Source organism: Wolbachia endosymbiont of Drosophila aff. chauvacae BK-2020 (assembly GCF_032848195.1).
Lineage (GTDB): Bacteria > Pseudomonadota > Alphaproteobacteria > Rickettsiales > Anaplasmataceae > Wolbachia > Wolbachia pipientis.
In genome coordinates, this window is sequence record NZ_CP136586.1 from 1107148 (window position 1) to 1133647 (window position 26500).

General features: G+C 36.6%; 27 protein-coding genes and 4 pseudogenes. 5 read left to right on the forward strand and 26 right to left on the reverse strand.

Annotated elements, in window-relative coordinates:
- Nucleotides 1–5 precede the first annotated feature (5 nt).
- Nucleotides 6–2666 (forward strand): preprotein translocase subunit SecA, encoded by a 2661-nt coding sequence (secA, locus tag R0F62_RS05830; RefSeq protein WP_022626296.1) that lies wholly within the window; start codon nucleotides 6–8, stop codon nucleotides 2664–2666.
- A gap of 9 nt (nucleotides 2667–2675) precedes the next feature.
- On the opposite strand, the gene R0F62_RS05835 is transcribed toward secA, so the two are convergent.
- The 5 genes and pseudogenes from R0F62_RS05835 to R0F62_RS05855 form a co-directional block, all read right to left on the reverse strand.
- A complete protein-coding gene (locus tag R0F62_RS05835) occupies nucleotides 2676–2888 on the reverse strand; it encodes a hypothetical protein (RefSeq protein WP_274979342.1) in 213 nt (70 codons plus the stop codon).
- Nucleotides 2889–2966: 78 nt separating this feature from the next.
- Nucleotides 2967–3062, reverse strand: a pseudogene (locus R0F62_RS05840) (ankyrin repeat domain-containing protein); the annotation flags it as partial.
- A gap of 33 nt (nucleotides 3063–3095) precedes the next feature.
- On the reverse strand, nucleotides 3096–3743 hold the full coding sequence (locus R0F62_RS05845) for an ankyrin repeat domain-containing protein (RefSeq protein WP_274979343.1): 648 nt from the start codon (nucleotides 3741–3743) through the stop codon (nucleotides 3096–3098).
- Nucleotides 3744–4080: 337 nt separating this feature from the next.
- The gene (gene fsa, locus R0F62_RS05850) at nucleotides 4081–4722 is read right to left on the reverse strand and encodes a fructose-6-phosphate aldolase (protein WP_007552982.1); all 642 of its coding nucleotides are present in this window, start codon (nucleotides 4720–4722) and stop codon (nucleotides 4081–4083) included.
- A 39-nt stretch (nucleotides 4723–4761) separates the two neighbouring features.
- Nucleotides 4762–5103 carry a hypothetical protein gene (locus tag R0F62_RS05855; RefSeq protein WP_010082297.1) on the reverse strand — a complete coding sequence of 114 codons (342 nt, stop codon included), beginning with the start codon at nucleotides 5101–5103 and terminating at the stop codon, nucleotides 4762–4764.
- Nucleotides 5104–5373: 270 nt separating this feature from the next.
- On the opposite strand from R0F62_RS05855, the pseudogene R0F62_RS06840 reads away from it, so the two are divergent.
- Nucleotides 5374–6468 (forward strand): annotated as a pseudogene (locus tag R0F62_RS06840) (IS3 family transposase).
- 480 nt (nucleotides 6469–6948) lie between these two features.
- On the opposite strand, the gene folD reads toward R0F62_RS06840, so the two are convergent.
- The 5 genes from folD to R0F62_RS05890 form a co-directional block, all read right to left on the reverse strand.
- Nucleotides 6949–7827 carry a bifunctional methylenetetrahydrofolate dehydrogenase/methenyltetrahydrofolate cyclohydrolase FolD gene (gene folD / locus R0F62_RS05870; RefSeq protein WP_274979305.1) on the reverse strand — a complete coding sequence of 293 codons (879 nt, stop codon included), beginning with the start codon at nucleotides 7825–7827 and terminating at the stop codon, nucleotides 6949–6951.
- Nucleotides 7811–8386: a UbiX family flavin prenyltransferase gene (locus R0F62_RS05875; RefSeq protein WP_010082294.1), complete on the reverse strand. Its 576-nt coding sequence runs from the start codon at nucleotides 8384–8386 to the stop codon at nucleotides 7811–7813. The genes folD and R0F62_RS05875 overlap by 17 nt, the downstream gene beginning before the upstream one ends.
- Nucleotides 8379–8645 (reverse strand): DUF2312 domain-containing protein, encoded by a 267-nt coding sequence (locus R0F62_RS05880; protein ID WP_010082293.1) that lies wholly within the window; start codon nucleotides 8643–8645, stop codon nucleotides 8379–8381. Before R0F62_RS05880 ends, R0F62_RS05875 begins: the two co-directional genes overlap by 8 nt.
- Before the next feature lie 13 nt (nucleotides 8646–8658).
- Nucleotides 8659–9942: an HlyC/CorC family transporter gene (locus tag R0F62_RS05885; RefSeq protein ID WP_317051367.1), complete on the reverse strand. Its 1284-nt coding sequence runs from the start codon at nucleotides 9940–9942 to the stop codon at nucleotides 8659–8661.
- An 88-nt stretch (nucleotides 9943–10030) separates the two neighbouring features.
- Nucleotides 10031–11209: an aspartate aminotransferase family protein gene (locus tag R0F62_RS05890; protein WP_006280246.1), complete on the reverse strand. Its 1179-nt coding sequence runs from the start codon at nucleotides 11207–11209 to the stop codon at nucleotides 10031–10033.
- Between the two features lie 275 nt (nucleotides 11210–11484).
- Between R0F62_RS05890 and R0F62_RS05895 the strand changes: the two genes are divergently transcribed.
- On the forward strand, nucleotides 11485–12657 hold the full coding sequence (locus R0F62_RS05895; RefSeq protein WP_274979308.1) for an NADH-quinone oxidoreductase subunit D: 1173 nt from the start codon (nucleotides 11485–11487) through the stop codon (nucleotides 12655–12657).
- Nucleotides 12658–12684: 27 nt separating this feature from the next.
- On the opposite strand, the gene R0F62_RS05900 is transcribed toward R0F62_RS05895, so the two are convergent.
- Nucleotides 12685–12828, reverse strand: coding sequence for a hypothetical protein (locus R0F62_RS05900; RefSeq protein WP_153296793.1), 144 nt, complete (start codon nucleotides 12826–12828; stop codon nucleotides 12685–12687).
- Between the two features lie 589 nt (nucleotides 12829–13417).
- A pseudogene (locus tag R0F62_RS05905) lies at nucleotides 13418–13612 on the reverse strand (IS256 family transposase); the annotation flags it as partial.
- Nucleotides 13613–13769: 157 nt separating this feature from the next.
- On the opposite strand from R0F62_RS05905, the gene R0F62_RS05910 reads away from it, so the two are divergent.
- Nucleotides 13770–15098, forward strand: a complete 1329-nt coding sequence (locus R0F62_RS05910) for an IS4-like element ISWen1 family transposase (protein WP_010962373.1) — start codon at nucleotides 13770–13772, stop codon at nucleotides 15096–15098.
- On the opposite strand, the gene R0F62_RS05915 is transcribed toward R0F62_RS05910, so the two are convergent.
- The 8 genes from R0F62_RS05915 to R0F62_RS06845 are packed head-to-tail and all read right to left on the reverse strand — an operon-like array spanning nucleotide 15081 to nucleotide 19178.
- On the reverse strand, nucleotides 15081–16205 hold the full coding sequence (locus tag R0F62_RS05915; protein ID WP_274979036.1) for a phage tail protein: 1125 nt from the start codon (nucleotides 16203–16205) through the stop codon (nucleotides 15081–15083). The genes R0F62_RS05910 and R0F62_RS05915 overlap by 18 nt on opposite strands.
- Nucleotides 16205–17014: a baseplate assembly protein gene (locus R0F62_RS05920; RefSeq protein ID WP_010962482.1), complete on the reverse strand. Its 810-nt coding sequence runs from the start codon at nucleotides 17012–17014 to the stop codon at nucleotides 16205–16207. Before R0F62_RS05920 ends, R0F62_RS05915 begins: the two co-directional genes overlap by 1 nt.
- A gap of 2 nt (nucleotides 17015–17016) precedes the next feature.
- Entirely contained in the window at nucleotides 17017–17352 is a 336-nt protein-coding gene (locus R0F62_RS05925; protein ID WP_015588922.1) for a GPW/gp25 family protein, read from the reverse strand.
- Nucleotides 17349–17603, reverse strand: coding sequence for a PAAR domain-containing protein (locus R0F62_RS05930; protein ID WP_010082109.1), 255 nt, complete (start codon nucleotides 17601–17603; stop codon nucleotides 17349–17351). Before R0F62_RS05930 ends, R0F62_RS05925 begins: the two co-directional genes overlap by 4 nt.
- Before the next feature lie 2 nt (nucleotides 17604–17605).
- Nucleotides 17606–18070 (reverse strand): phage baseplate assembly protein V, encoded by a 465-nt coding sequence (locus R0F62_RS05935; RefSeq protein WP_274979035.1) that lies wholly within the window; start codon nucleotides 18068–18070, stop codon nucleotides 17606–17608.
- Nucleotides 18057–18530, reverse strand: a complete 474-nt coding sequence (locus R0F62_RS05940) for a hypothetical protein (RefSeq protein ID WP_274979034.1) — start codon at nucleotides 18528–18530, stop codon at nucleotides 18057–18059. Before R0F62_RS05940 ends, R0F62_RS05935 begins: the two co-directional genes overlap by 14 nt.
- Before the next feature lie 6 nt (nucleotides 18531–18536).
- Nucleotides 18537–19034, reverse strand: a complete 498-nt coding sequence (locus R0F62_RS05945; protein WP_274979033.1) for a phage tail protein — start codon at nucleotides 19032–19034, stop codon at nucleotides 18537–18539.
- Nucleotides 19035–19178: a head-tail joining protein gene (locus R0F62_RS06845; RefSeq protein WP_010962478.1), complete on the reverse strand. Its 144-nt coding sequence runs from the start codon at nucleotides 19176–19178 to the stop codon at nucleotides 19035–19037. It lies immediately after the preceding gene.
- A 180-nt stretch (nucleotides 19179–19358) separates the two neighbouring features.
- Between R0F62_RS06845 and R0F62_RS05950 the strand changes: the two genes are divergently transcribed.
- A complete protein-coding gene (locus R0F62_RS05950; RefSeq protein WP_070357039.1) occupies nucleotides 19359–20381 on the forward strand; it encodes an IS110 family RNA-guided transposase in 1023 nt (340 codons plus the stop codon).
- Nucleotides 20382–20566: 185 nt separating this feature from the next.
- On the opposite strand, the gene R0F62_RS05955 is transcribed toward R0F62_RS05950, so the two are convergent.
- From R0F62_RS05955 to R0F62_RS05980, 6 genes and pseudogenes are all read right to left on the reverse strand, one after another.
- Nucleotides 20567–20827, reverse strand: coding sequence for a head-tail joining protein (locus R0F62_RS05955; RefSeq protein ID WP_010082171.1), 261 nt, complete (start codon nucleotides 20825–20827; stop codon nucleotides 20567–20569).
- A gap of 90 nt (nucleotides 20828–20917) precedes the next feature.
- Nucleotides 20918–21919, reverse strand: coding sequence for a major capsid protein (locus tag R0F62_RS05960; RefSeq protein ID WP_274979032.1), 1002 nt, complete (start codon nucleotides 21917–21919; stop codon nucleotides 20918–20920).
- A 77-nt stretch (nucleotides 21920–21996) separates the two neighbouring features.
- The gene (locus tag R0F62_RS05965) at nucleotides 21997–22368 is read right to left on the reverse strand and encodes a head decoration protein (RefSeq protein WP_070356777.1); all 372 of its coding nucleotides are present in this window, start codon (nucleotides 22366–22368) and stop codon (nucleotides 21997–21999) included.
- A 23-nt stretch (nucleotides 22369–22391) separates the two neighbouring features.
- A protein-coding gene (locus R0F62_RS05970; protein ID WP_274979031.1) for an IS110-like element ISWpi14 family transposase occupies nucleotides 22392–23404 on the reverse strand; the annotation gives its coding sequence in 2 pieces (ribosomal slippage) (nucleotides 22392–22516 and nucleotides 22516–23404; 1014 coding nt in all).
- 429 nt (nucleotides 23405–23833) lie between these two features.
- The gene (locus R0F62_RS05975; protein ID WP_015588915.1) at nucleotides 23834–24928 is read right to left on the reverse strand and encodes a S49 family peptidase; all 1095 of its coding nucleotides are present in this window, start codon (nucleotides 24926–24928) and stop codon (nucleotides 23834–23836) included.
- Nucleotides 24929–24993: 65 nt separating this feature from the next.
- Nucleotides 24994–26411 (reverse strand): annotated as a pseudogene (locus R0F62_RS05980) (phage portal protein).
- Between the last annotated feature and the right edge of the window lie 89 nt (nucleotides 26412–26500).

Sequence of the window (26500 nt, forward strand, 5' to 3'; positions counted from 1 at the left end):
AGTTTATGCTAGATTCTCCGCTAATTTTGACAGCCATTCTTATATTTTTCATTTTTACGTTGTCATTCTTTTTTATAAGAAAGATATTTGGGTCAACAAATAAGAAGATAATAAAATCCTTTAGGAAAATTGTTCAGCAAATAAATGCATTAGAAACAGAAATGCAGAGTTTATCTGATGAGGAGCTTGCTGGTAAAACTGAAGAATTCAAACAAGAATTGAAAAATGGGAAAACGTTAAATGATCTTCTCGTACCTGCATTTGCAGTTGTGCGTGAAGCCTCTCGAAGGTTTCTTAACATGAGGCACTTTGATGTTCAACTGATTGGTGGAATGGTGCTCCACAATGGTATGATATCAGAAATGAAAACAGGAGAGGGAAAGACACTCGTTGCAACTTTAGCAGCATATCTAAATTCCTTAGAAGGGAAAGGCGTACACGTCGTAACTGTTAATGACTACCTTGCAAAACGAGACACAGAGTGGATGAGCAAATTATATAATTCTCTTGGGGTTTCTGTTGCGTTTATTACGAATAACTTGACAGACGAAGAGAGGAAAGAGGCTTACAGTGCAGATATCGTGTATTCCACAAATAACGAGCTTGCCTTTGATTACCTGCGAGACAATATGAAATTTTCTCAAGAAGACATGGTTCAGAGAGGCTTTCACTACGGAATAGTTGATGAAGTGGACTCAATACTCATTGATGAAGCTCGCACTCCGCTTATTATTTCTGGCCCGGTTGAGGAAAACAATCAGATATATAAGCATATCAATAAAATAGTAACCAAATTAGTTGACTCCGATTATGAAGTAGATGAAAAAGGTAGAACGGTATTCTTGACTGAAGATGGTATTTCACGAGTGGAGGAACTACTAAGGTCATACAATCTCATTCCTGAAAATTCCTCGCTCTATGATACTGACAGCATGATAATGACTCATTATATAGACCAAGCATTACGTGCATATAAGCTGTTTACTGCTGATAAAGATTATATAGTAAAGGATGGCAAGGTAGTGATTATTGATGAATTTACTGGGCGTATGATGGAGGGCAGGAGATATTCCGATGGTCTTCATCAGGCACTTGAAGCGAAGGAGAATCTTGAAATTCAGCATGAAAACCAAACTTTAGCATCGGTCACATTTCAGAATTACTTTCGTATGTACAATAAACTTTCCGGAATGACGGGAACAGCAGCAACAGAGGCAGAAGAGTTTCGTGATATATACAGATTAAATGTAGTAAAAATTCCAACCAATGTACCTGTAAAAAGAGTTGATATTGATGATGAAATTTACGGTACAGAAAAGGAAAAATTTAATGCTGTGTTGAAGTTTATAGAAGAATGCTACAAACGCCTTCAACCGGTCCTTGTTGGCACGGTGAGCATCGAAAACTCTGAGAAGCTTTCTGCGCTTTTGCAAAGCCATTCTCTTAAGCATTCAGTATTGAATGCTCGTTATCATGAACAAGAGGCGTACATAATAGCGCAAGCTGGGGTGCCAGGTAGTATCACTATAGCAACTAACATGGCAGGGCGTGGAACTGATATTCAACTCGGTGGAAATGCTGAAATGATCGCAAAGGTAGAGCTAAAGAAGATAAAAAATGCTGATGAAAGAGAAAAAAAATACCAAGAAATAGTTGAAAGAGTAAAAAAAGATAAGGAAATTGCTATAAAAGCTGGTGGTTTATGTGTGGTTGGAACCGAAAGACATGAAAGCAGGAGAATAGATGATCAATTACGCGGCCGTTCTGGTCGTCAGGGGGATCCTGGACTTTCTAAGTTCTTTTTATCGCTCGAAGATGACCTAATGAGAATATTTGGCTCTGATAGAATGAGAAGCTTTTTACAAAAAGTAGGGTTAAAGAATAACGAAGCTATTCATCATCCATGGATCAATAAGGCACTCGAGAAAGCGCAAAAGAAAGTTGAAGCTAGAAACTATGACGTGCGGAAATCTCTACTTAAGTTTGATGACGTAATCAATAACCAACGTAAAGTTATTTTTAAACAGAGAAACAATATCTTAGGCAACGAAATTAATGATTTACTTGAAGTATATAGCGAAGTAAATGAGAGCGTAGTAGAAGGTATAATCCAAAGTGGCTATTATGAGGATTATATTGAAAATATAGTCAAAGAATTCCATACAAGGTATGGAATAACGCTTGATAAAGAAGACTTGGCAAAGTTTTTGAATAAACAAGAAGCTTTGAATTATATAAATGATAAGATACAAGAATTTTTTACTGAGAAAGAAAAATATTTCAACAGTCAGCACACTACAGATTTGTGGAATACGATCGTGAAGCAAATGATGATAATGACACTTGATCATTTATGGAGGGAACACCTTTCAGTTCTAGAGAGCCTAAGACAAAGCATAAGCTTACGTGCTATGGGGCAGAAAGATCCACTGAATGAATTTAAACGCGAAGCTTTCTTGATGTTTGAGTCAATGCTTGAAAAATGGAAGGAACTCACCATTCACCGCTTAGCACACTTTAAGTTGGCAGACAACCAAGAGATAGGCAATAGGTTACATTCTGCTAGAAATAGCAGACTTCCCAAAGTCTCAAGAAACGACAAATGTCCTTGCAACTCCGGAAAGAAATACAAACACTGCCATGGTGCGGTTACTGTGGTGAGCTAATAATTATGGTTATACAGTTTGTTTATTTCCATCAACATTACTGCATCTAACCTCACTTAGCTTACTGTTTAATGAGTGCTCTGATGACTTATACGCAGCCCCATAGGAAATTCCACCAACTATCAGTGCAGATGCTACAGTAATTCCAATTATTGCTAGTGCAGGTAATGCAGTAGCGTAAACGAGTGCTAATGGAGTAACAATGGCAGCTAATATACCCACAGCAACTCCTGCTGTTATAGCTTTAGATCTATGAATAAATGATAGATCTGCACCATCATTTAGTAGAAGTTTTGCTAGCTTTGGGTATCCACGCTGAACAGCGTAGTGTAAAGGAGTTCTTCCTCCTCGATCTTGTATATTAACATCTGCTCCTTTTTTTAGTAAAACTTCTACTACTTGTGTGTGTCCATGCTTAGCAGCATTATGTCAAGGAGTTCTTCCAACTTTACTTTGCACATTAACATCTGCCCCTTTTTTTATAAGATGTTTTACTACCTCTATATGACCATTATTAGCAGCATCATGTAAAGGAGTTCTTCCAACTTCACTTTGCACATTAACATTAGTGCTTCTTCCCAATAGATTTTCTAATACCTGTGTATGTCCATACTTAGCTGCATAATGTAGAGGAGTTTCCCCATACCTATTTTTCAGATCGATATCTGCTTCTTTTTTTGACAAAATTTCTACTATTCGTATGTGTCCATGTTTAGCAGCAACATGTAAAGGAGCTTCTTTGCAATATCCATTTTTTATACCGGTTTTCGCTCCATTGTCTAATAGATTTTCTACTATTTGTATGTGCCCATGTTCAGCAGCAACATATAAAAGAGTCCTTTCATATTCTATAAAGAACCCTGTTAATTTTGTATCTTTAGCTATCATACGCAACATGATACCTGGTAAAAACAGGTGATCTATATCAAACTTGTTATCTTTCCACCCGTTGTATACGCGTGGGTCCTCTTCCTGCAGCTTATCCTTAATTTTATCAATTATATTATCTTTATTGAAGCCTTGATCATTAATTTCTTGTAATATTTCCTTTAGCATTTCTTCAAATTCTGATCCCACTATTTCCTACCAAGCTATAAAACTTTATTAAGGCATATGAAGTGGATTATGTCAATGAAGAACTAAGAAACTGGTTCTTCTTTTTTTCTATAGCTTTAGGTTTACCTACAATTTGAAAAACAACAAATTCGTCATTCCGCTACTCGTTAGCACCGCGGCGGTATGATGTAGGAAAACCTTTCTTGGGTTAGCTATAAAGTTAAAATTCGACCAGGGCAGCCGCAATAAGGTAGCAAACGCCATCATGTCTTTAGGAGAGTTTGCTAATGAAGGCTCTTAAGTTGACGCCATTGCCTGAACGGATACGCCAATTTTTATGTTCATTTGTAACCGTCTATTATTTTACACCCCAGTCTTTTTCAAATATTGCTAGCCCTTGGTCAGTAAGTGGGTGATTAATTAATTGTCTAAGTACTTTTGCTGGCACAGTAATTGAATCAGCACCAAGCCTTGCAGCTTCTATTACATGCGCTGGGCTTCTCACTGATGCAACAAGAACTTTAGTATCAAAACCGTAATTAGAATATATAGTACATATATCTTCTATTAGCGATAAGCCATCATAGCTTATATCATCAAGGCGACCAACAAAGGGGGAAATAAAACAAGCACCGACCTTAGCGGCAAGCAGTGCTTGTCCAGGAGAAAAACATAATGTGATGTTAACAGGTATTTTATGCTCTGTCCATAACTTCTTACAAGAAATTAATCCTTCATGTGTAAGAGGTAATTTGATCACAACATTATCAGCAATTTTTGCTAAATTCAGACCTTCTGTGATCATCTCTTCATGGCTATCTGCAACAACTTCAACACTAACAGGCCCTTTTATAATAGAGCATATTTCACGCACTAAATCCTCGTATTTATCTTTACGCCCGGACTTTGCTATTAAAGAAGGATTAGTTGTTATGCCGTCAATGAACTCCTTTAGTCCTTTAATTTCATTTAAATCAACGCTATCAAGAAAAATTTCCATATTAATCTCCTATAAAAAAAATACCCTTGCAAAATCTTGTCATCCTACCGCTTGACTTACAACCTTATGAACTTTCTGCGTTGTAAACATCAAACAGCCGATAACACAACTGTACAAATATTGAGACATAAGAGTAATTTGTACCAAGAAAAAAGATGTCATCCCAGTGCCCAGACCCCTTAGACAATGTACCATCTTTTGATTTTGTCCATTCTGGGCGGGGTTTTCAAGTTCTTTGATCTTAAATACTACATCTACTTTATCAAGATCAATGTTGACTTCTTTTACTAATGTTCTAATAAGACTACGTTTGGCTTGCCAATCTAGGTCCGATTTAACACTAGAATAAAAGCCCTTTATGCTATTTGTAATAAGATTCATTTTCTGCCGTATTCCCTTTTACCTTTTTCTTCTCTCCTTCAATCTCTTTTAAACGTTACTTCATTTTTTTTATTGCCTGCTTAAAGTCTTCCTTACTTATAGTTAGTGCATACTTTGTTGCCGTAAAAACTTCTGGTACCCAAACAATTGTAATAAGTATACACAATCTTTGTCAACTATTTTCGGCACTGGTATATTGACCTTACCCAGAAAAAGTGGAGAGAAAGAAAGGAGTTTTTTCGGGTAAAATAAAATTTTGGAGGATTAGAAATGGTAAGAGAATATACGGCAGAATTCAAATTGGAAGCTGTTAAGCTGGCAAATGAACAAAGAAAGGTAGGTCAACCAGTTGCAAAAGTAGCAAGAGATCTAGTAATAAGGGATAGTATATTAGGAAAATGGATGAAGAAATATAACGAAAAAAAGTCAGCGGCAAATGCATTTCCAGGTAGAGGTAACATGGCTCCTTACGACAAAGAGAGGTTTGATTTACAAAGAGAGTTAGCAAGAGTAACAAGGGAAAGAGACATTTAAAAAAAAGCCCTGGCCAGTCAAAAAGAGTAAAATATTTTTTTATATAGTAACTGCTATAAAGTACAGGAATTATGTAGGATTTTCTGCTAGTGGCTACTATAAGTGGACCACAAGAAAAATAAGCAGTAGAGAATCAGCAAATAAAGAGCTACTCGCAGCTATTCAAAAAATATATCAAGTTTCTAAATGTAGATATGGAGCTCCTAAAATTCATGCTGAATTGAAGGCTTTGGGTAAAAGTTGCAACTTAAAAACAGTGCAAAGTATTATGCAGAAAAATGGTATTCAGGCTATATTGAGAAGAAAATTTAAAATTAAGAAACAACAAACGGACAGTAGCTCCCAATATATTAGACCAAAACTTTATTGTCGATCAACCAAATAAAGTATGGGATTACTTATATAAAAACCAAAGAAGGATGGCTATATTTGGCAACAATAATCGATCTATATTCACGCATGGTAGTTAATGAGCAGTTCAATAAATAAACAATTGGTTATGGACTCTTTATTAATGGCCGTTAACAAGCGTAAACCTGCCAAAAATCTACTATTACATAGTGATCAAGGTTCACAATATACTTCGCAAGGTTATCAATATCTCTTATCCATAAAAAACATAGATGAGTTATAAAGGTTGTTGTTACGACAATTCTGTTGTGGAAAGCTTCTTCAGTTCTCTAAAAAGGGAGTTACCAATAGACACCTCTCGGCACTCTAAACAGCATATCAAAACTGCTATATTTGAATATATAGAAATTTTTTATAACAAACAACGTCACTATTAACTATTGCATTCCTGAGCATTTTGATTCATCATTCTCTTTGTGAAAAACATTCCAAACTTTCTCTCCACTTTTTCTGGGTAAGGTCAGATACTATAAACTATAAAAAAATTTCTCCGATAGTTCATATAGCAAGTAAATTCACAAAATGAAGACTATTATTTTTATTACAGGTGTATCTACGGTTGGAAAATCAAGTTTGGCTCATATATTAGGTTCAAAGCTTTTTATGCCTAGAAACTTTGCAATTCCACTAACTATAGCTAACCCAAGAAAGGTTTCCCTACGTCATACCGCCGCGGTATCTCAGCATAGATTCCGCTAACGAGTAGCGGAATGACGAATTTGTTGTTTTTCAAATTGTAGGTAAACCTAAGCCACTTTAGCTATACTTGTAGAGAAAAAAGAATAGATGATGATCCTAAATATTTAATAAATTTGACTACTGAGGAATTTCAAAAATCTCAATTTTTTATTAATTGTGATATGGTACATTCTATCTTCATATAGCTTTCCTCTTCATACCTCAACTAATGAAATCAGAAGCATCAACTCCCTTTTGCAAGCAAGCAGCAATAACAGTGTTCATCATTAGAAATGCAATGGTCATTGGGCCAACGCCCCCGGGTACTGGGGTCATAGCTTTGGCTTTCCCTTTTATTCCTTCAAAGTCAACATCACCTACAAGCTTTCCTCCGTTAACGCTATTTATGCCAACATCGATCACTATTGCACCTTTCTTTATCCAGTCTGCTTGAACAAAATTTGGCTTTCCGACTGCTGCAACTACTATATCCGCTTTAGAGCAATATTCAGCTAAATCCTTGCTTTGTGAATGCAAGATGGTGACAGTGCAGTTTTCTTGCAATAGCAGGTAAAACATTGGCTTGCCCACGATATTTGACCTACCAATTACCACTGCGTTTTTACCGGAAAGGTTCTCTTCAATTGACTTAATTAAATGCAAAGAACCTTTAGGAGTGCAAGGTATAAGGCAGTTTTTTTCACCTTTAACTAATTTGCCAACGTTTTCATCATGAAAGCCATCTACATCTTTTTCAACACTTACTGTGTTAATTACTCTGCTTGCACTAATATGATTTGGTAAAGGCAATTGCACTAAAATGCCATGCACAGATGGATCTTCATTTAATTCATTGATTTTTTCAATTAATTCATCTTCTAAAATATTATTAGGCAAAACAATGGTCTCAGAACTTATGCCTATTGATTCTGCTTTTTTCTGTTTGTTGCGAACATAAACCTGACTTGCTGGATTGCTACCTATGAGAATTACTTTCAGGCAAGGAAAAATGTTATACTCTCTCTTTAAAATATCAATTTTTTGTGATAGCCTCTCACATAGGTCGTTTGCTATTTTTTTACCATCAATAATAATTGTCACTTCCTTGCCACTCCTTAAAGTCGGGTAATTTGATATCAAATAAATCCAATACTTTGCCAACAGAATGATTAATAATATCATCCAACGATTTCGGTTTAATATAAAAAGCAGGCACTGGTGGAGCAATAATTGCTCCCATCTCCGTTAATTTTAACATATTTTGTAAATGCCCAAGATGCAGTGGTGACTCTCGCACCATAAGAACTAACTTTCTTCTTTCTTTTAGCGTTACATCTGCAGCCCTTGTCAATAGATTGGAAGTAACACCTGATGCGATTTCAGACATTGTCTTCATAGAGCATGGTGCTACAATCATCCCTGAGGTTTTAAATGAGCCGCTTGCTATTTTTTCTCCAATCTTTTCTTCAGAATAGTAAAAATCTGCAAGTGATGTAATATCTTCAAGTTTTTCTTTAATCTCGTGAGCTAAAGTTACTTTCCCAGCACGACTTATCACTAAATGAGTTTCATAATCGACGTCTTTCAACGCTTCTAAAATACGCACACCGTAAATAGAACCAGATGCTCCACTTATTCCAATTACAATTCTGCTATTCACTTAACTCTTCTTCGTAGCTCATTCCCAATGCACGTTTATAGGTATCAAGCAATATTTCTTGTTCCTCTCTGTCATCATCATCCATCTTCCTCAGCCTAATAATTTGTTTCATCACTTTTATATCCCAACCTTCATCTGCGGCTTTTGCATATACATCACGAATGTGATCTTGCACATCCCTCTTTTCTTGTTCAAGTTTTTCGATTCTCTCTATGTAACCCTTCAACTCTTCAGCCGTTATTTTTACTGTATCTTCCATGAAACTCCACTAATTAATTGCTGCCACTAATATTACCAATTTTTACTTGCACTTCAACAACAGTAATAATATTTTTATCTTTTTTTAAAATCTTAAAGCGAAAACCATACATGGAAAACTCCTCGCCTTCGTCAGGAATGCGCTCTATTTCATTCACAATCATACCTGCTAGAGTTGTAGCTTCTTCATCAGGGAGATTCCAGTATAACTGCCTGTTAATGTCCCTAATAGTAGATTTTCCTTCTATGTGATACATATTATCAGATATTTTCTTTATAAAATTCTCCGTAATCAAATCATGTTCATCCGAAATTTCTCCAACTATTTCTTCCAGTATATCCTCAAGAGTTACAATTCCCTGCAGTGCTCCATACTCATCAATAACAAATGCAAGGTGTTTCCTGTTCTTACGGAAGTTGTGAAGTTGCACGCTGAGCGGTGTACTTTCTGGTATGAACCAAGGCCTTGACATAACTTGGGTAATGTCAACTTCTTCCGCTTTATTATTCTTTTCACGCAAAGCATTTATTAGAGCTTTCACGTGAATTACACCTACAATGTTATCTGGTTCCTTCTGCCATAAAGGTACTCTACTGTGACTGCTGGTTAAAATCTCTCTTATTAACTCTTCTTTATTCCGATCTATATCAAGAGAAAATAGGTTTCTTCTATGGGTCATAATTTGTGATATCTCTGTCTCAGCCAAATCAAGTATGCTGCTTAGCATATCTAAATCCTGTTGCAACATAGTTCCTTCACTGCGGTGAAGAGTAATCATATTACGCATTGCATCCGCTGCAGATATCACTTCCTTATCTTTATGCAGCCCACATAATTTTAGGATGAGGTTAACAATAAATTGAATACCTAGTGTCAATGGAGAAAAAATCTTTACAAAAAACAATACAAAATAAGCAGAAAATGATGCAAATTTTTCAGGATTTTGAATAGCATAAGTTTTTGGTAGAACTTCGCAGAACAATAAAATACAAAATGTCATTATAATTGTTGATAGGAGAATGCCCTCATTTCCAAAAAGATTGATAAATATTGCTGTAAATAAAGCAGAGCAAGTAATATTAATAATTGTATTGCCGAGCAATACCGTTCCTATTGTCAATTCTTTCCTATTTAATAAGCAATCTATTACCCTGGCTTTTTTGTTACCGTCTAGCTTTAGCTTATTAACTCGAGAACGGCTAATTAAGGTTAAGCCTATTTCTGCTCCTGAGAACAAAAACGATAAAACTAACAAAACAAAAATTGCTGATGATACTAAGACCAATAACCAATCCATTAAAGTACGATGTTATTGTGATAAAAAATAAAATTAATTTTACATGTTATAAGAGGCATTTGCAAGCCTGAATTTATATTGCCGAATTTTATATACCTTTAATCTTAAAAAACAAATCATAAAGCATATTACACGCTGCGTTCACATGCTCATCCTCAATGATAAGTGGTGGGGTTACCCTTACTACTTTGTTGTTTAAAACCCTAGTTATTATTAAACCTTTATCAAGAGATCGACTAATAATTTTATCAGCTACAAGAGTTGCTAGTTCTATTCCCATTAGTAACCCTTCTCCACGAACTTCTAAAATCATCTCAGGAAATTCTTTAGCTAAAAGCAACAGCTTTTCTTTTAAATATTTACTAATTCTTTTAACATGATCAAAAAAGCCTTCTTTTAGCATTATATCGAGCACTGCATTACCAACAGTCATGGCAAGTGGATTGCCACCATAGGTTGATCCATGAGTTCCTGGAGTAATTGCTTCTGCTATATAATCTTTCACTAAACATGCAGCTACAGGAAAACCGTTACCCATAGCCTTCGCACAGGTTAGCATATCAGGTTCAATGCCGACATTTTGATAATGAAATAAAGAACCGATGCGTCCATATCCGCACTGCACTTCATCAAAGCACAAAATTATTCCTTGAGCTTTTGTTATTTCCCTTACTTTTTGAAGATATTCTACGTCTAGTGGATATACTCCACCTTCGCTTTGTATGGGCTCTAAAAATACAGCAGCTATTTCATTGTTGATTTTTTCTTCTAATGCTTTAATGTCATTTCTTGGCACTTTATCAAAACCAGAAAGGAGCGGAGCAAAACCTTCGCGTGATTTTTCATTGCCTCCAGCAGAAATTGCAGCAATACTGCGGCCATGAAAGCCTCCTTCAATTGTAATAATACGATTACGTTTTGCTTGCCCTTTTGAATAAAAGTAACGACGAATAAACTTAATTGCAGCTTCTGTTGCTTCAAGCCCACTTGAGCAGAAAAAAACTTTATCTGCAAAAGTAAGGGTTGTTAAACGCTCGGCAAGCCTTTCTTGCTCGGGAATAGTGAAAATGTTAGAGCAGTGCCATAATGAGCTCGATTGCTCTTTCAGCTTATCTGTAATGTATGGATGACAATGCCCTAAAGAAGTTGTAGAAATACCTGCAGCAAAATCTAAATATTTTTTACCATCTTTATCAAAAAGATATGCCCCTTCTCCCCTGACTATAGGAGTGTCAAGTCTATTATACGCATTAACAACATGATCCATTTTATAAGTATTGTGGTATTATCTATACTATACCTGAAATGAATCCATTAACACAAAGCTTTTCCTTTAACCTCTTATGCTACTTCAACTAAAAATTTGGCTAATGCAAACCTTTTTTGTCATTCTATAGCTAAAGTGACTTGGTTTTACCAACACTTATTAGCCATTGTAAAAGTTTTTGTTTCTATTGAATGATAGTTGTAGCCTATGCAAGAAGTTTATTGACTTTGAGCGCACTTTAGCCTATACAATTTTAATATCTTAAACTACTGGACATGCCCGATCTAAAGACAATGATGTTAAATTTTGGACCTCAGCACCCAGCTGCACATGGAGTGTTGCGTCTTGTTTTAGAGATGGATGGTGAAGTGATCGAGAGGGCAGATCCCCATATTGGGCTTTTGCACCGCGGTACTGAAAAATTAATAGAACATAAAACGTATCTTCAAGCTTTGCCTTATTTTGATCGCCTTGATTACGTATCACCAATGTCACAAGAGCATGCATATTCACTTTGTGTGGAGAAATTGTTGCAATGTGAAGTGCCAATTAGGGCAAAGTATTTACGTGTCTTGTTTTGTGAACTGACGAGAATACTAAATCATTTACTGAACGTTTCTTCTCAAGCACTTGATGTTGGAGCAATGACCCCTCTTTTATGGCTCTTTGAAGAAAGAGAAAAAATACTGGAATTTTACGAAAGAGCTTCAGGTGCAAGGTTTCACGCAGCTTACATCAGGCCAGGTGGAATTGCAGCAGATGTTCCAGAAGATTTGATTGAGGATATTGCAAAGTTTATAGAGCAATTTCCAAAATATATAGACGATGTTGATGAACTTTTAACAGAAAATAGGATATGGAAGCAACGCACTGTAGGAATTAGTGAAATATCAATTAAACAGGCACTTGATTGGGGCTTTAGTGGCCCAATGTTGCGCGCTGCTGGGCTTGCTTGGGATTTGCGAAAAAGCCAGCCATATGAGATATATGATCAACTAGATTTTGATATACCGATCGGCCAAAATGGCGACTGTTATGACCGTTATCTAGTTAGAATGGCAGAGATTAGGCAATCTATCAGTTTGGTGAAGCAGTGCATAGAGAAAATGCCTGAAGGGCAAATAAAAACTGAAGATAGAAAAGTTTCTCCACCGTCAAGAGCAGAGATGAAAAAATCTATGGAAGCTCTGATTCACCATTTTAAGCTCTATTCAGAAGGATATCACGTACCAGAAGGTGAGGCTTACGCAGTTGTTGAGGCACCAAAAGGTGAGTTTGGAGTGTATATAGTTTCAGATGGTACCAATAGACCTTATAGGTGCCGAATAAGAGCACCTGGCTTTGCGCATTTACAAGCCTTAGACTTTATGGCAAAAGGACACATGCTTGCTGACGTTGCAGCAATTATTGGCTCACTCGATATAGTTTTTGGTGAGATTGATAGGTAATCATTGGTACCCGTTCAGGCAATGGCGTCATGCAAGTAGCTGACACATAACTGTACGAACATTTGTTTGCAAAGGCAGTATGTTAAGTGTTATAGCCGATTTTGCCTCAAACACAAAGGCAGTGCCTTGACTACTTGGATCCAGAAAAATTGATTGTGTACTATACAACATTTTTGATCAAAAGCGTAACCGTTCACTGTTAGACTGCATTCTGTGATTTTTAGCAAAACATGATCTTTCATTTGAGCTTCCTTCAATTTAAAATAAATACAGAAAATTGCTGCCTATAGCTAAACTGACTTAGATTTACCAACAATCGTCATCCCGCTACTTGTTAGCGGCTAAGAGATACCGCGGCGGCATAGCTATCTTCAAAAATATGGTTGAATAATTGTGTGTATAATTATTAATATTTTTAAACACTTTGGCTATGGCTTTATCTAAGTTTCTCGACCCTAAGCTGGATTTAACCTTCAAAAAAATATGTAGGGTCAAGAACTGGCGCGCCTACTTTAGGGTTTGGTGGCTGATCCATTGTTTTCACAATAGGCCTCAATCCGAATTCCCATGTTAACGTTTCCAGCTCCCGCCTCGTCAAACGCAGCATCCGCACTACGCTTTCCTAGCAGATTCTTTACCAAAGTTTATAACATATTGTGCTGGTGATGCTTTCGGTTTGTAATACCTGATTCTATAGTCTGAATATAGACCCAGCGTTTTGTATATCCATTCGCTACTCCACTTCTTCCAACCAAACCCTCTCTTCACTTTCAGCTAATAAGTGATTTTCTATTTCACCTTCCAAACTTGCCTCCAGCAGCTTTTTTATAAATGGTGTAAATGCTCCATCCCTTCCTGTTAATGGTCTGCCTTCCCTTATTGATGACAGTATATTTGCTTCCAGTTCTTTGTAATCTACCAAACCGGTAGTTCTGTTTACTACTTTCTGACTCATTGTCAAACCTCCATTTTTTTTATATCAATTTATTACTTTTTTTTTGGTTTGACACACTTTTTTGAACCATACGCGTCAAGTTAAGGAAATAAAGGTATGAAAGAGATAGAATAATAAGGTATAAGTTCTCCCAGAAATACTTTTAGTGAGAGAACCAATGAATAAAATAACTAGCTTATCAAAAAAGCTCAAAGAATTTTTTAATGAAAAAGCAGACAAAATCTCAATTACAACAAGGTTTATAAAAAGAAAGAGAAAGCTAAAAGGTTCATCGTTCGTAAAAGCCATGGTCTTGGGTAATATAGGGGTTGATAATTGTAGCGTAGAAACAATGTGTCAATTACTAAACGAGGACTCGATAGATATAACAAAACAAGGTTTGGATTTTAGATTTACTGAAGAAGCAGTGGAATTTATGAAAAGGATGTATAATGAATCTGTGCTTCTCTTCAAAAATATCTTGCAAGTTGATTGCAAAATCTTACAGCAATTTAATAGTGTTAAATTATTGGACAGTAGCTATATTACTCTACCTAACAGTATGGAAGAGATGTATAAAGGTTATGGTACTAGCTACAGTGGCTATGAAAGCAATACTAAGTCTGGAATAAAGTTACAATTAGTTTTCGACTACATGAATCAGATAATAGACCAACTTAATTTAACGGAGGGAGTAAGATCAGACCAGGGATATAGGAAACATTTAAGTAATATATTAAGCAATGATTTGCTAATATCTGATCTCGGTTATTTTGTGCCAAGTTCTTTTAAACAAATCAATGAAATAGGAGCTTATTTCATAAGTCGTTATAAATCCGATACCAACATATATGATGTAGAAACAAATCAAAAAATGGAGTTATTAGAATGTTTAGAGGATAAGTTATTTTTAGAAAACGAGGTATTGTTAGGAAAAGAAGCAAAAATTAGAGTAAGAATTATATGTCAGAAACTAACTGAAGAACAGTCTATGGCCAGAAGAAGGAAAGCTAATAGATTAGCAAGATCGCAGGGATATACATCCTCTAAAAGAAATCAAAAATTGTTGAACTGGTCAATATTTATAACTAATGTTCCAGAAAATAAAATTAGTGCTGAGCAAGTATTAACGATTTACAGAGTAAGGTGGCAAATTGAGTTATTATTTAAATTGTATAAAAGCCATATCAGACTTGATAAGCTAAAAGGAAAGCCATGCAGAGTATTATGTGAACTATATGCTAAATTGTGCGCAATTCTTATATTTCACGGCATAGTTGGTTGCACAGAAGTGAAAAAGAATACAGAACTTAGCTTAACAAAGGCATTTATTGAGCTAAAAAGGCGGGTTATAGAGTTATTTTTAGCACTAAAGAATAAAGTTAATAGTTTGAAAGTTTTTCTTAAAAAGCTTACCATAACTTGGTCTCGATTTTCATTAAAAGACAAGTACAGAAAAACTAGAGTATCTACCTTAACTTCCCTGAATTTACTTACAATCTCTTAACTTGACGCGTATGGTTAGTACACCTGGGTAAAACACTAAAATGTACCTTTCTAACTCATGTATTGAATCCTTTTGCTCTGAATCTAAATCGCTTTCAAAATGAACATTGTGTTCTGCTAAACCAAATCTTATAACTTTCTGGTTGGTAAAATCTTCTACCTTGTAGTGGTGAGTAACGCTAAACCTTTCTAAAACTGGTTTATATTTTAAATTCCACAGTTGTTCAGATAGTTTGCTACTTCCCAATAAAAATTTATCCCCTTCCTCTTCTATACTAGTAACCGGAAAACATGCGTTTATTTCCCCTAAGTTCCAGCTATCTGATAATACTATTTGTGCCTTAGCAAACTTAATTGCCGGTAATAAGCTCTGTGGTAGCGGATATAGCGCTTTGAAGTTATACCACACATGATTCCTTTCATAAATACCGTTATAGTTCTTAGTATGAGGCTCGGTTTCTCCAAGTATTGCTACATCTAGGCGATATATATCATTGCTCAAAGCTTGTTCATAATGATTGCGTAGATAGTTCTCTATAATCCTAACAACTGGACCACTAGACCTGAAAAAATTTACTCTCCCAAATGATAACACTGGTCCATCTTTTTCGATCTTTGTACCAGAGTAGTCTGATAATAAGCTGCCAAAAAAGCTTTCATCTAAAATAAATCTTCCAATATTATAGTGGTCATTGAAAAGCCTCATTAGCCTCGATCTTGCTGGCAATGATAGTTTTGCTAGTTCTACTACTGCATCCACGAAGAAGTCGTTCGGAACATCTCTTATCCCTACCTGCAACTCAAAAAAGTGTTTACCGGGTGGCTCTTCAATGATCGTAATATCTTCTATATTTGCCCACTTTAATGCTATTTTCAGTGAGGCAGGTGTGCCACGCAGTCTTTGAAATTTTATTCCTTCTCTTATCGCCTTTCCTTTGTCTTTTACCCAACGCAGAATTTCCCCCAATCCATATTCTTCTATTATCCACGGTAGTATTTCATCTTTAGAATTAAACTTAAATCCTTTTATCCTGCTTGGATCAACTTTGTAATCGATAGCCTCTACTATGGCTCTTTCTTCTTTTGTGCTATTAGGTGGAAGTAACATTAGCTTTTGCCCATTAATTCGATTTCTAGCTTGCCTAAACAAACGCACTCATTCCCCAGTACCACAACATCTTTTCTTGGCTCTATTAATTCCACGTTTTCTACCCCTTCTACAAATAGATTTGCTATGATCCATGATTTTGTCACCTTCCATCCCAATCTTTTCGTTGCTTCAAATTTTTCGATAAATTTCTTCTTCACCGTTTCAATAATATCCGGTCTTTTAATGCTAATTTTGCTGTGGATATCTATTTCAATAATATTGCAACCAACTACTGTTATCGTATCTGTCAATACCCTTATATCATCCCTGGTGACTCGCTTTCTTACAATATCAAGTAGTTCTTCAGATGCTATGCCATTTGTGGATAACTCCGTGGATAAAATCGAGATCTCTACACTCCCTGGCACTTTTGATTCAACCAGCGCATCCTTTACTCTTCTATCTGCTGAGAGTGCATGATATCGATAATGTTCTTTACTTCCTCCAGTTGACCAGCCTTTTATTTTTGCCTTGATTCTTTTTCTAAATCGTTCATCTTCTTCTCCATCTTGCCTCTCTGCTCCATAAAACTCAGCTAAATTATCAAGTTCTTCCCCCCTTGCAAACTTCAGTAAGTTGCTCCTTGCCGCTTCGTTTATTCTTTCTCTCAGCAAAAGTTCTCGCCATGCTGCTACCTCTAAAATCTTTATTGCTGGGTCACTTTCTACTAATGCCGTAAAACTTTCATCACGACTTACTAATTCTTCTTTCATCCGGGAAAAAATCTCTTCAAAGTTCAGTGGTTCGATAATATTTGGCTGCTCCATCTCTATACCATAATCCCATCAAAATGAATATTTTTCCCATTTGGTAGATAAATACCATCTAATGAAATATTGACCTTTCCTTCTTTCACTTCTGTAATTTTTACTTTTTCTAACTTAAATCTTTGCTCCAACTTTTGTAGAGCTTCTGCTACTGCTGCATAGATTTCCAAAGTTAAATCCCTATTAATTGGCTTATCTACTAATTCAAGTAGTCTTGACCCATAATCCCTTCGCATAACACGTGATCCTATCGGCGTGGTCAGTATGTCAACTATCGATTGCTTTAGATGGTTTAATCCTTCCAATTCCTTTCCCGTGCTAGCATTCATGCCTCTCATTCTGCAAATACATTTTTGCTATCACCCATCACATGAAAACCACACGATACCAAGTCACCTGTTCTTGTTATGCCAATATCATTAACAAATACGCTATTTGATCCCTGAGTTAGTTTCTCCCCTAGAGTTAAGATATCTCCTTTTCGACACACAGATCTACCGTTTACAAAAACATCGCTGCTTCCACTCATACAAACATGTGCTGGTATTCCACTGCAATAATCCCCTATACAAACCACAGCTTTAGCCATACTTAATTAAGGTCGATTCTCTTTGCTTTGAGTTTTATGCCTCTCTTGGTAATCTTCATACTTGATTCTCCTACTTTCAACGTTATTTTATCCACTACATCTATCTTAAGATGGTGCTTTTCTTGCTCATATGATAACTTTGTCCCATCTTGAAATTTTACACTATTTATTTCCTTTTTATTCTCCGGAGGGGGATATTTCTCCTGATATATTGCTGGTAATACTACCCCTAATGACAACTCTCCATATGGCGATAATACTATTACTTGCTCATCAATATTCGGCGCAAACCAACTTCTATCTTCTCCTGCTCTTCCCGTTACCCACGGAAGCCAATCCGTTAAAAATTCCCCTATTTTTACCCGCACTCTTGCTTTTTCATAATCTACTTCTTTAACTAGACCTATACGAATAATGTTCGCTAACTTCCTATTCAGCTCTGAAATTGCAAAATTATGCTCTAACATTTTCGCCAACACTTATTGTATGTGGTATGATACCAGTTTCTAACCACATTAATTGACCTGTATGTAGCTCGTGAACCCATTCGACCAACAACACCAAATATGCATCCAACTCTGGTTTAAAATCATCCCCTCCTGCTGATATAAATTCACCTGCTGAAACATTTTCCACGTCCCAAGTATTCTTATTCACTACCCTTGCAATTTCCGCTGCCAGTGACCTTACCACTACCTGAGAATCCTCAACTGTTCCATCAACTACCACTCTTACCTCAAATCTTGCCCTCAACGCTAATTCCTCAGTCCCCGGATCTTTCCCTGGTTCTAAACTTGCAAGCTCTACAAATGCTGCTGGCGCTATTATTTCCCTACGTATTGCTGGATACACTTCGCACGTTTGTATTGCTGGGATTTCTTCTTTTAGCGTTTTACAAATCTTCTGATGTAGATCTCTCCAAAACATACGCTCTTAAATAAAATTAAGTTCATGGTCAAAATACTTCTCAAATACTCTCTCTACTTCATTAGAGACTAACTCTTTCATTGTTTCCCGAGCATGGGTATTTATTTTAATTTCATCTATTGGCAAAGACGTGGTATACCTTCGTCTGAAGATTCCTATATGACCATTTTTCATTGTTGCTATAAATGCTCCTTCATACGTACGGCTTCCTACTTTTGCTCCTATCTTTGTCTGTTTTATACTCCCAAGTTTTGCTACTCCTATCCACTGCGAACTGAGCTTTACTATTGACCATAAGCGCTTTCTATTTGCTTTATCCACACTTAACTTTTTTCTCATTGCTTTTTTTGGTATTTGTTTTTCTTCGCTAACTTGTTTGACAGTTTGTGACCTTACCCATAGTGCTGTTTTGTTTAGTGCCCTCACCGTTGCTTTTTCCACTTTTTTCCTTTCAGCATCTATACTTTGTATAATACTACCGGTGACTTCGATGTTAATACGCATCTACACCCCTGACGCTTGAATTTTCCATAGCATTCCCGAATTGTCCCTAAGTGGTGGTGAATATACTTTGTACTTACGCTTATCAATAATAAAGATATCTCCTTGTATCTTGTCAAAAGCATCTGATGTTTTAAGCTTAAGCATTAGGTGGAGAAGGGAAGAACTTTGAATATCTCCTTAGATATAAAATCTGTGTGGTAGACAAGAGTTCCCTTCTCAAAAGTATAGGCTGAACGGTATCGTAGAAAGACCTAAATGGTTATAATTCTGTATCCACAAGGTTAGCCTTACTTTTCATTTTAATAGTAACGTATGGAGTTATATATGATCAACAACTTTTTGGGTATAGACATATCAAAAGATCGCTTTGATGTTTCTCTTTCATTCATAAGCAACAAAGGAAAACGTGAAACCAGGAAAAGGAGTTTCAAGAATAATGATCATGGGTTTCAAGGTTTACTGAGCTTTCTACAAAAGCATAATGTAGAACAAGTAAAAGCCTGCATGGAAGCTACTGGTTGTTATAGTGAAGCCTTAGCTGAATTTCTACACAATACTGGACATTTTGTGAGTGTTGTTAATCCAGCTTGTATAAGATTTTATGCAAAAAGTAAGCTTATACGACAAAAGAATGATCAGACTGATGCAGAGATAATTGCCGATTATTGCCAAAGACAGGAACCTATTCGTTGGGCACCACCTTCTCCTGAGTTAAAGAAATTAAAGCATCTTTATCGTTGCTCGGCTGCGTTAAAAGATGAATTGACATTAGTAAATAACCACTTAGAAAAAAAAGAGAGACTGCCTAAAGAAGTTGCAAATGCTTGGGAAGACCTTGCAATGAACATAAAACAAAAAATAGAAAGAATAAAAAACTCCTTACGTGAACTATTAAATAAACACAAAGAATTGTTGGAAAATTTTCAACTTCTATTGACCATTCCAGGAATAGGAGAAGAATCAGCAGTAGCTATTTTGGCTGAAGTTCCTAACATAAAAGCTTTCAAGGATGCCAGGCAATTGGCAGCATATGCTGGAGCTATACCACGAAATATAACGTCAGGTACGTCTGTACATGCCAAGCCCAGATTAAGTAAATCCGGTTCACGAACATTATGTAAGGCAATGTACTTTCCTGCCATAGTAGCTAAGAATCATAATCCTACTATTATGACTTTTTGCAAAAGGTTAAAAGAGAAAGGCAAGCATAACATGGCCATTGTGGGAGCTGCAATGCGTAAGTTACTCCATATTGTTTTTGGTGTTTTAAGGTCAAAGAAGGCTTTTGATCCAGATCATATCAAAAACTACAGAGCTAGGAGTTTGGCTGAAAGTTTAGTGCTTTAAAATCAAAAAACGCTCCAATTATGTAAAATAGTATCTTACACAAATTTTGTAACTGGTTAGTGAATATGTTGATAAGTAAATTAATTTTATACGTACAAAAAAGCGGAAATTTACTTATCAACATATTCACTAACTATAATCTGTGTACCGTTACACAAAATGTGAATTGGAAGTATTTTTTAATTTTATGATACAGCTTGAACAATTTTTGTAATTTTTTTGTTGACTTGCAAGACGGTATCTACTACTGGCTGCAATACATCGAATATACTCACCTCCAAAATCAATATCTCCCCTACAAATTGTCCTTCACCAATCTCGTATAATTTATCTGGCTGTTGTTTTAATATTTGCACCATATATGACTTATCCTTTGATTCATACAACGCTTGCTGCCCTAGATGTGCAAAACAATCTGCAAATAATCTTTTAATATCTCTAAACATAATTTTTTAGTTGCTTTTTATTCTTTAGTTGATATAATGCTTCCTGTTCGGGGTATTAAAAACAATCTGCACTTAGCTTTACCTCACCTGTTATGCAGCAAGTTTTACAAGTATACCTGGGCGATGGCACATTGGTAGAGGGTTTGATTGGGTATGAAGGTCAGTCCCTCTATCAAATCTTCTTGGCTCTTGTTTTGCATAGAGCGGTTGTCCTAGTGTATTTACCGTTTCATTAAAGTCCGCTGGCGCAAAGTAAGTAGTAAATGTGCTTGCTGTACCAAGTGGAAAACAGTGACCTGTATCTTTCTCAATAAATCTTCTCACGGTTCCTTCAGGATCAGTTGCTTGTCCTCTGTATTCCTCAAATGTTATTCCACAAAACGTAAATCCTGATCTCATATCATTCCGAAGCGCTGCTCCTTCTTGCCATCTTTCATATGCTTCTTTTACTTTACTATGCGAAGTTAATGCATCAAAAAATTCAGGGCTTACCAAAGCATGTACTCCTGTCATATATTCACCACTTAGATTATCTTCTATATGCCGGAGTACTTCCATACACTTACGCTTTACATCTGTTGTTGCTATTCCCAGTGCAAAATTTACTACTTTTGGCGTAATTTCAAATTCGTTGTAAAGATTTAACAATTCACTGCCATCAGCGTCCAGAATAATCCCTTTCAACGCCCCCATTCGCAAATGTTCTAACGTTATCGCGTGCTTGTTCCTCATCAATTCCAGATGATCTGTTACCACGTTAGCCAACGCTTTCAGTTCATTCTCTGACCCAAATGCCCTTATCCCTTGCACTTCCTCAGGTAACACTACGTCATCATGGGGAATATGTGGTATCGTAAACGTTCTTATTTTTCGTTTTCCACGTTTTCCCACTGTTGCTGGTGCTCCGGGAACTTGCGTTGGTAATCGGCTCAAAACACCGTTTTGCTCTTCTATCGTAATATGTCGGAATCTTACCGATCTACTTGGAAATAAATTTAAGCTTTCTGTTCGACCATAATTTATCGGCAATATGTTTATTGCTTTAGTTAATTCCGTCATACTAAATGCTGAATTTGTAAATGGATTTTGCATGTTTTTTCCCCTTTAATGCTGTAGATGTTTGTTGGCTTTTAAGCCCTTTGCGAATGATTAAGATGTTTGCTGGGCTTCTAAACCCCTTTGCGGATAATGATGCCTCGTGCTTCAAGTTGCTTTATTGCTGCAGCTTTCTGCTCTTCTGTTATATTTGCTGGCCACACAACTGCATGATCTGCTAGCATTGCTATACGTGTAATGATTACTGCTTTGGTATTTTCTTTCACGTTTACATCACTTGCTATCACTCCTATAGCTGTTTGCGTACCATCTGTTGCAGTTGGATTGATAATCTTAATTACATTATCTTCAATATTACAGCCAACTACAGTACCCAAGCTTAGGTTTTGCCCCTTTGCTACTGTTATTTGGTCTCTTGAGTATAGATTTGATGCCTCATACTTTAATAGGTCACCAAGGTTATTTTGTTCGGTTATACAACTCATAAATGTTTCTCCTATGATTGTTGTCAATAAGAAATTTCATATTTTGTAAAATCTTTGAAAATCCAGTTGTTTTTAAGAGTATAGAAAATAGTTGTGAGAAACTTCCTAGCAGTAGCAATAATAGCCTTAGCAGAACCACGCTTTTTTTCACACGCTCGTAAAAACTTTGCAGATAAGGACTATAACGTATAGCAATCCAAGTACACTGTACTAAAGAAGTACGCCCAATTTTTGATCCACGTTTAGTAATTCTTCCAATTGTGCATTGTTGATTGGATTGAGAAACTCGCGGTACAACTCCAAAATAAGCTGTAAGTTTTTCAGGATTACTAAAATCATTAATATCACCAATTGTTGCAACAAAAACTGCTGCAGAAATCGCACCAATACCTTTAATGCTGATGAGATTATTAAATCCAGGAAGCTGCTGAGCAAAAGCTATAATTTCCTTTTCAAGTTTTTTGAGACTTTCTCGAATGACTTCCAGATTACTGCTAATCACTTCAATCTCAACCTTTTCCAAGTGACTCCAATCATGTTTACCAAGAGAGCATTCAAATCCCGCTTTGATTGTCAGTACTTCCTTTTTAATCTTTATTCCGTGGTAATTGAAAAGTCCATGTATTTTATTGATTAAAGATACCCGTGATTTTACTAACTGATCTCTTGTTTTAAGAAGAGAAGCTAACTGTTGGCATTGTTTGCTCTTGCATTTTGCTTCAGGCAACATATCTTTGCTGAGAAAAAAAGCAATAGCTCTTGCATCATGTTTATCTGTTTTGTTCACAGAACGACGAATAACTTCAAATTGCAAGGGAGCAACCACAACAACGCGCTTAACGTAAGGTGACACTTCATCATAAAAGAAACAGCTATTTCCCGTTGCCTCTAAGGCTACTTCATCTGTTTCTTGAAGATTTTTGATAAAATTACCTAAATCCTGTAAGCGAAACGTTTTAATATACTCTGGTTTTTCCTGTTCTAAGTAGCAAGCAGTGAAACTATTAGTATGTAAATCAACACCTATGTAACGCATAAATCTTCTCCCTTATTGAATACTCCAACATATCAGAGTAGAATATTACCGGTTGGTCCATTCTCCTATACGCGGTCACTAAATTTTATGGGCCGCACGATGGTTTTCGGTGGCAGGGGCGATTAATCTCCTTCACGAGGTCTTTTTCCTATACTGCAAAAAGCAGAAAGGGCCTCACAAACATTTTCAATCTGCCACCTATCCACTCTGAGAAGGTATTATCTTCTCATGCTTCCAACCAAGCAATAACTATTCATACCATCTCCTTAATTGTTTTACCGCCGCTTTTGTTAGTGTTATATACGGCGGTTACAAGATTTGTTTACCGCGGTGTTTAAAGTTGCTATACGTCGCGGTGAAAACTTTATAATTGGCTATTCTGGCGGACTTGTTTACCGCGGCATTTGTAATTGCTGGTACCTAAATTTCTCAAATGCCAGATTGCGCTCGAGTTCTTGCTACCTGCATCATTAAATCTTCTGATGAACTTTGTGGTATTGTGCTCAGTATCTCTGTCTTCTTCGTTCTCTCCGCCAGTATCGACATTAATATCTCTTGGGCTTGTTTTGCGTTTACATCCTGCTCAATAAATTCTCCTATCTTCTCTGGCATCTTTGACAAATTACACAATCTTATTACCTCTAATACTTCCTTGCGGCACCTCTCATAACCTATTCGTTTTGATTCTTCCATTAACTCATCAGCATCGATGGTGTGGCCCTTATAGTTAAATTCAGCTTTACTCATATTGTTTCTCCTATCTATAAATTCAGAATATGTTATCACTTCATCAGCAAGTCCAATCTCTATTGCTTTCTCACCAAAATATAGCCCTGCTTCCGTTGATTTGATTTTTTCCGTGGAAAGATTCCTATTTCTTGCTACAAGCTCGACAAACATCTCATATAGGCGGTCTACTTCATCTTGTAAGCTTTCCACACTTTCTGATGTTATCGGCTCATGCGGATTTAAATCGTTTTTTCTCTTTCCTGCAAATACTGTGGTATATTTTATCCCCTGTTTTTCATCAAACCCACTTTGATCTATATGACTTGCTATTACTCCTATGCTTCCAACTCCTGAAGTCCTCGTTACCAATACTTTTTCAGCACTTGACGCTATTGCATACGCCGCAGAATACGCATCATCATTTGCTATTGCTACGATCTTTTTTAATCCCCTTGCTTCGTAAATAAAATCAGAAAGGTCGAATAAACCGTTTACTTCCCCTCCAGGGCTGTCTATGTCCAAAATTATTGTTTCTACTTCTTCATCTATTAAAGCTTTTTCTATCTCTTCACGTATCTTCTCATATGATGTCATTCCCAACATGTCATCAAAAGCTCCTGGTTTCTTGGTCAAAATTCCATGTATTGGTATTATTGCTATTTTTTCTACGTTGTTTTCTGCAGTGTGTTTTATGTTTTTAAACGTAGGGTGTTTTCCAGCATGTAATGACAATAATTCAAAACTCCTTTGCTCTATCATCATCGGCTTATTCATCCAATTTATTTGTGTCGTCATATGTTTTTAAAATTTTTTATTTGTGTCTGGGGCAATAAAAACCCATTTGTCATAGAAATAGAATTTTATATCATTTCAGCATTAGAATTCACATCAGAATCAAAACTTAAGCCCAGTTCACTCGCACGTCTTTGATCCTCAGCAATTTCTTGGTCTATTTCTTCTACATCATAACCTAGTTCTGAAACCACTTCCGATCGACTCTTAAATCCATTTCTTACTGCCATTTGCTGTGCTTGCTGGTCTTTTAGTGGATCTACGTAAGCACACCCTTGCGGTATCCATTTTACCTCTTTTGCTGTTTCTTTTGCCCAATTTTCACCTATGTCCAGTTCTCCAGAGAGTAGTGCTAATTCTAGCCACCTATTCCATACTGGCCGGCAAAGCTGAAATACTACCACGTTATGCTGTAACATCGCGCACTTCCTACGAAACTCTATTAACCCAGCTCTTATTGATGAATAATTGACACCACTTAGATCTCCTGTTAGCTGCTCGTAAGTTATCCCTGTGCCTACTGCTATTGCCCTAAGCTGCTGTTTCATGAATGCTTCATAACTTTCCCCAACGTCTGATGGTTCCGAGAACTTAATATCTTCTCCGGGATCAAGTAATTGCATAGTCCCAGGTTCTAAGCCAGACAGCGCTACTCCATGTTCATTACTCTCTCCTTCTCCCACGATGTTTGCTTCAGGATCAAGTCTGGTAATAAATCCCGCAAACATTGCTGCAGTCTTTTTTCTGACTAATTCCGCATCATCGTATTGATCAAGTTCATAGAGCTTTAACAGTACACTGGACAACCATGGTACTCCTCGAATCTGCCCAGGTCTTAGTGGTCTATAGATATGTAAAACATCGTTTGCTGGCACTCTAACTGATTCTCCAAACGAGCCTTCACCCGGATGTTCTCGAAAAAGGTAATACGCTTCTCTTTGCCCAAGTCGGTTAAATTCAATCCCGTTTCTAATTACATTACCATTGGCAAGGGTTTGATTGCTCTTATTGTCTAAATGCTCTGACTCAAGTACTTGTAATTGCAACGGCACACAAAGACCATCTTCTCGTTTTCTTGTTCGAAGTCTTACAAAACATTCTCCTCCTTCTATCATGCTCCTACAAACCAAAGCTTGTAACCCATAAAATCACTTACTCCACTACTGTCTGCTTCATCTGTCCATCTCAGCCATAATTCTTGCACTTTTTTCCGAAATTCTCCATCCTTGGCTTTTGATTGCGGTTTTATTCCCGTTCCAACGCAATTACTCACTATCGTATCGATTATGTTTGCCGCATAGGAGTTCTTTCTTACCATGTCACGTGACCGACTACGCAGGTGTTCAAGGCTCTGGGAAAGTAAGCTATTTATACTTCCTACTTCTGGTTGAAAGTGCAATAATCTTCTTCCTGAGCCTGACGCATCCCAGGCTGAGCTCTTGATTTTTGGTTTGCGGAATAATTGTTTGAATGATTTGAGTAACATTTAGACTATTAATTGGGCAATAAATTGTTGCGCTATTTAAAATTACGTCAAGCTGCTGGAGAAAACAAGCTGTTGACATTTTCTATTTA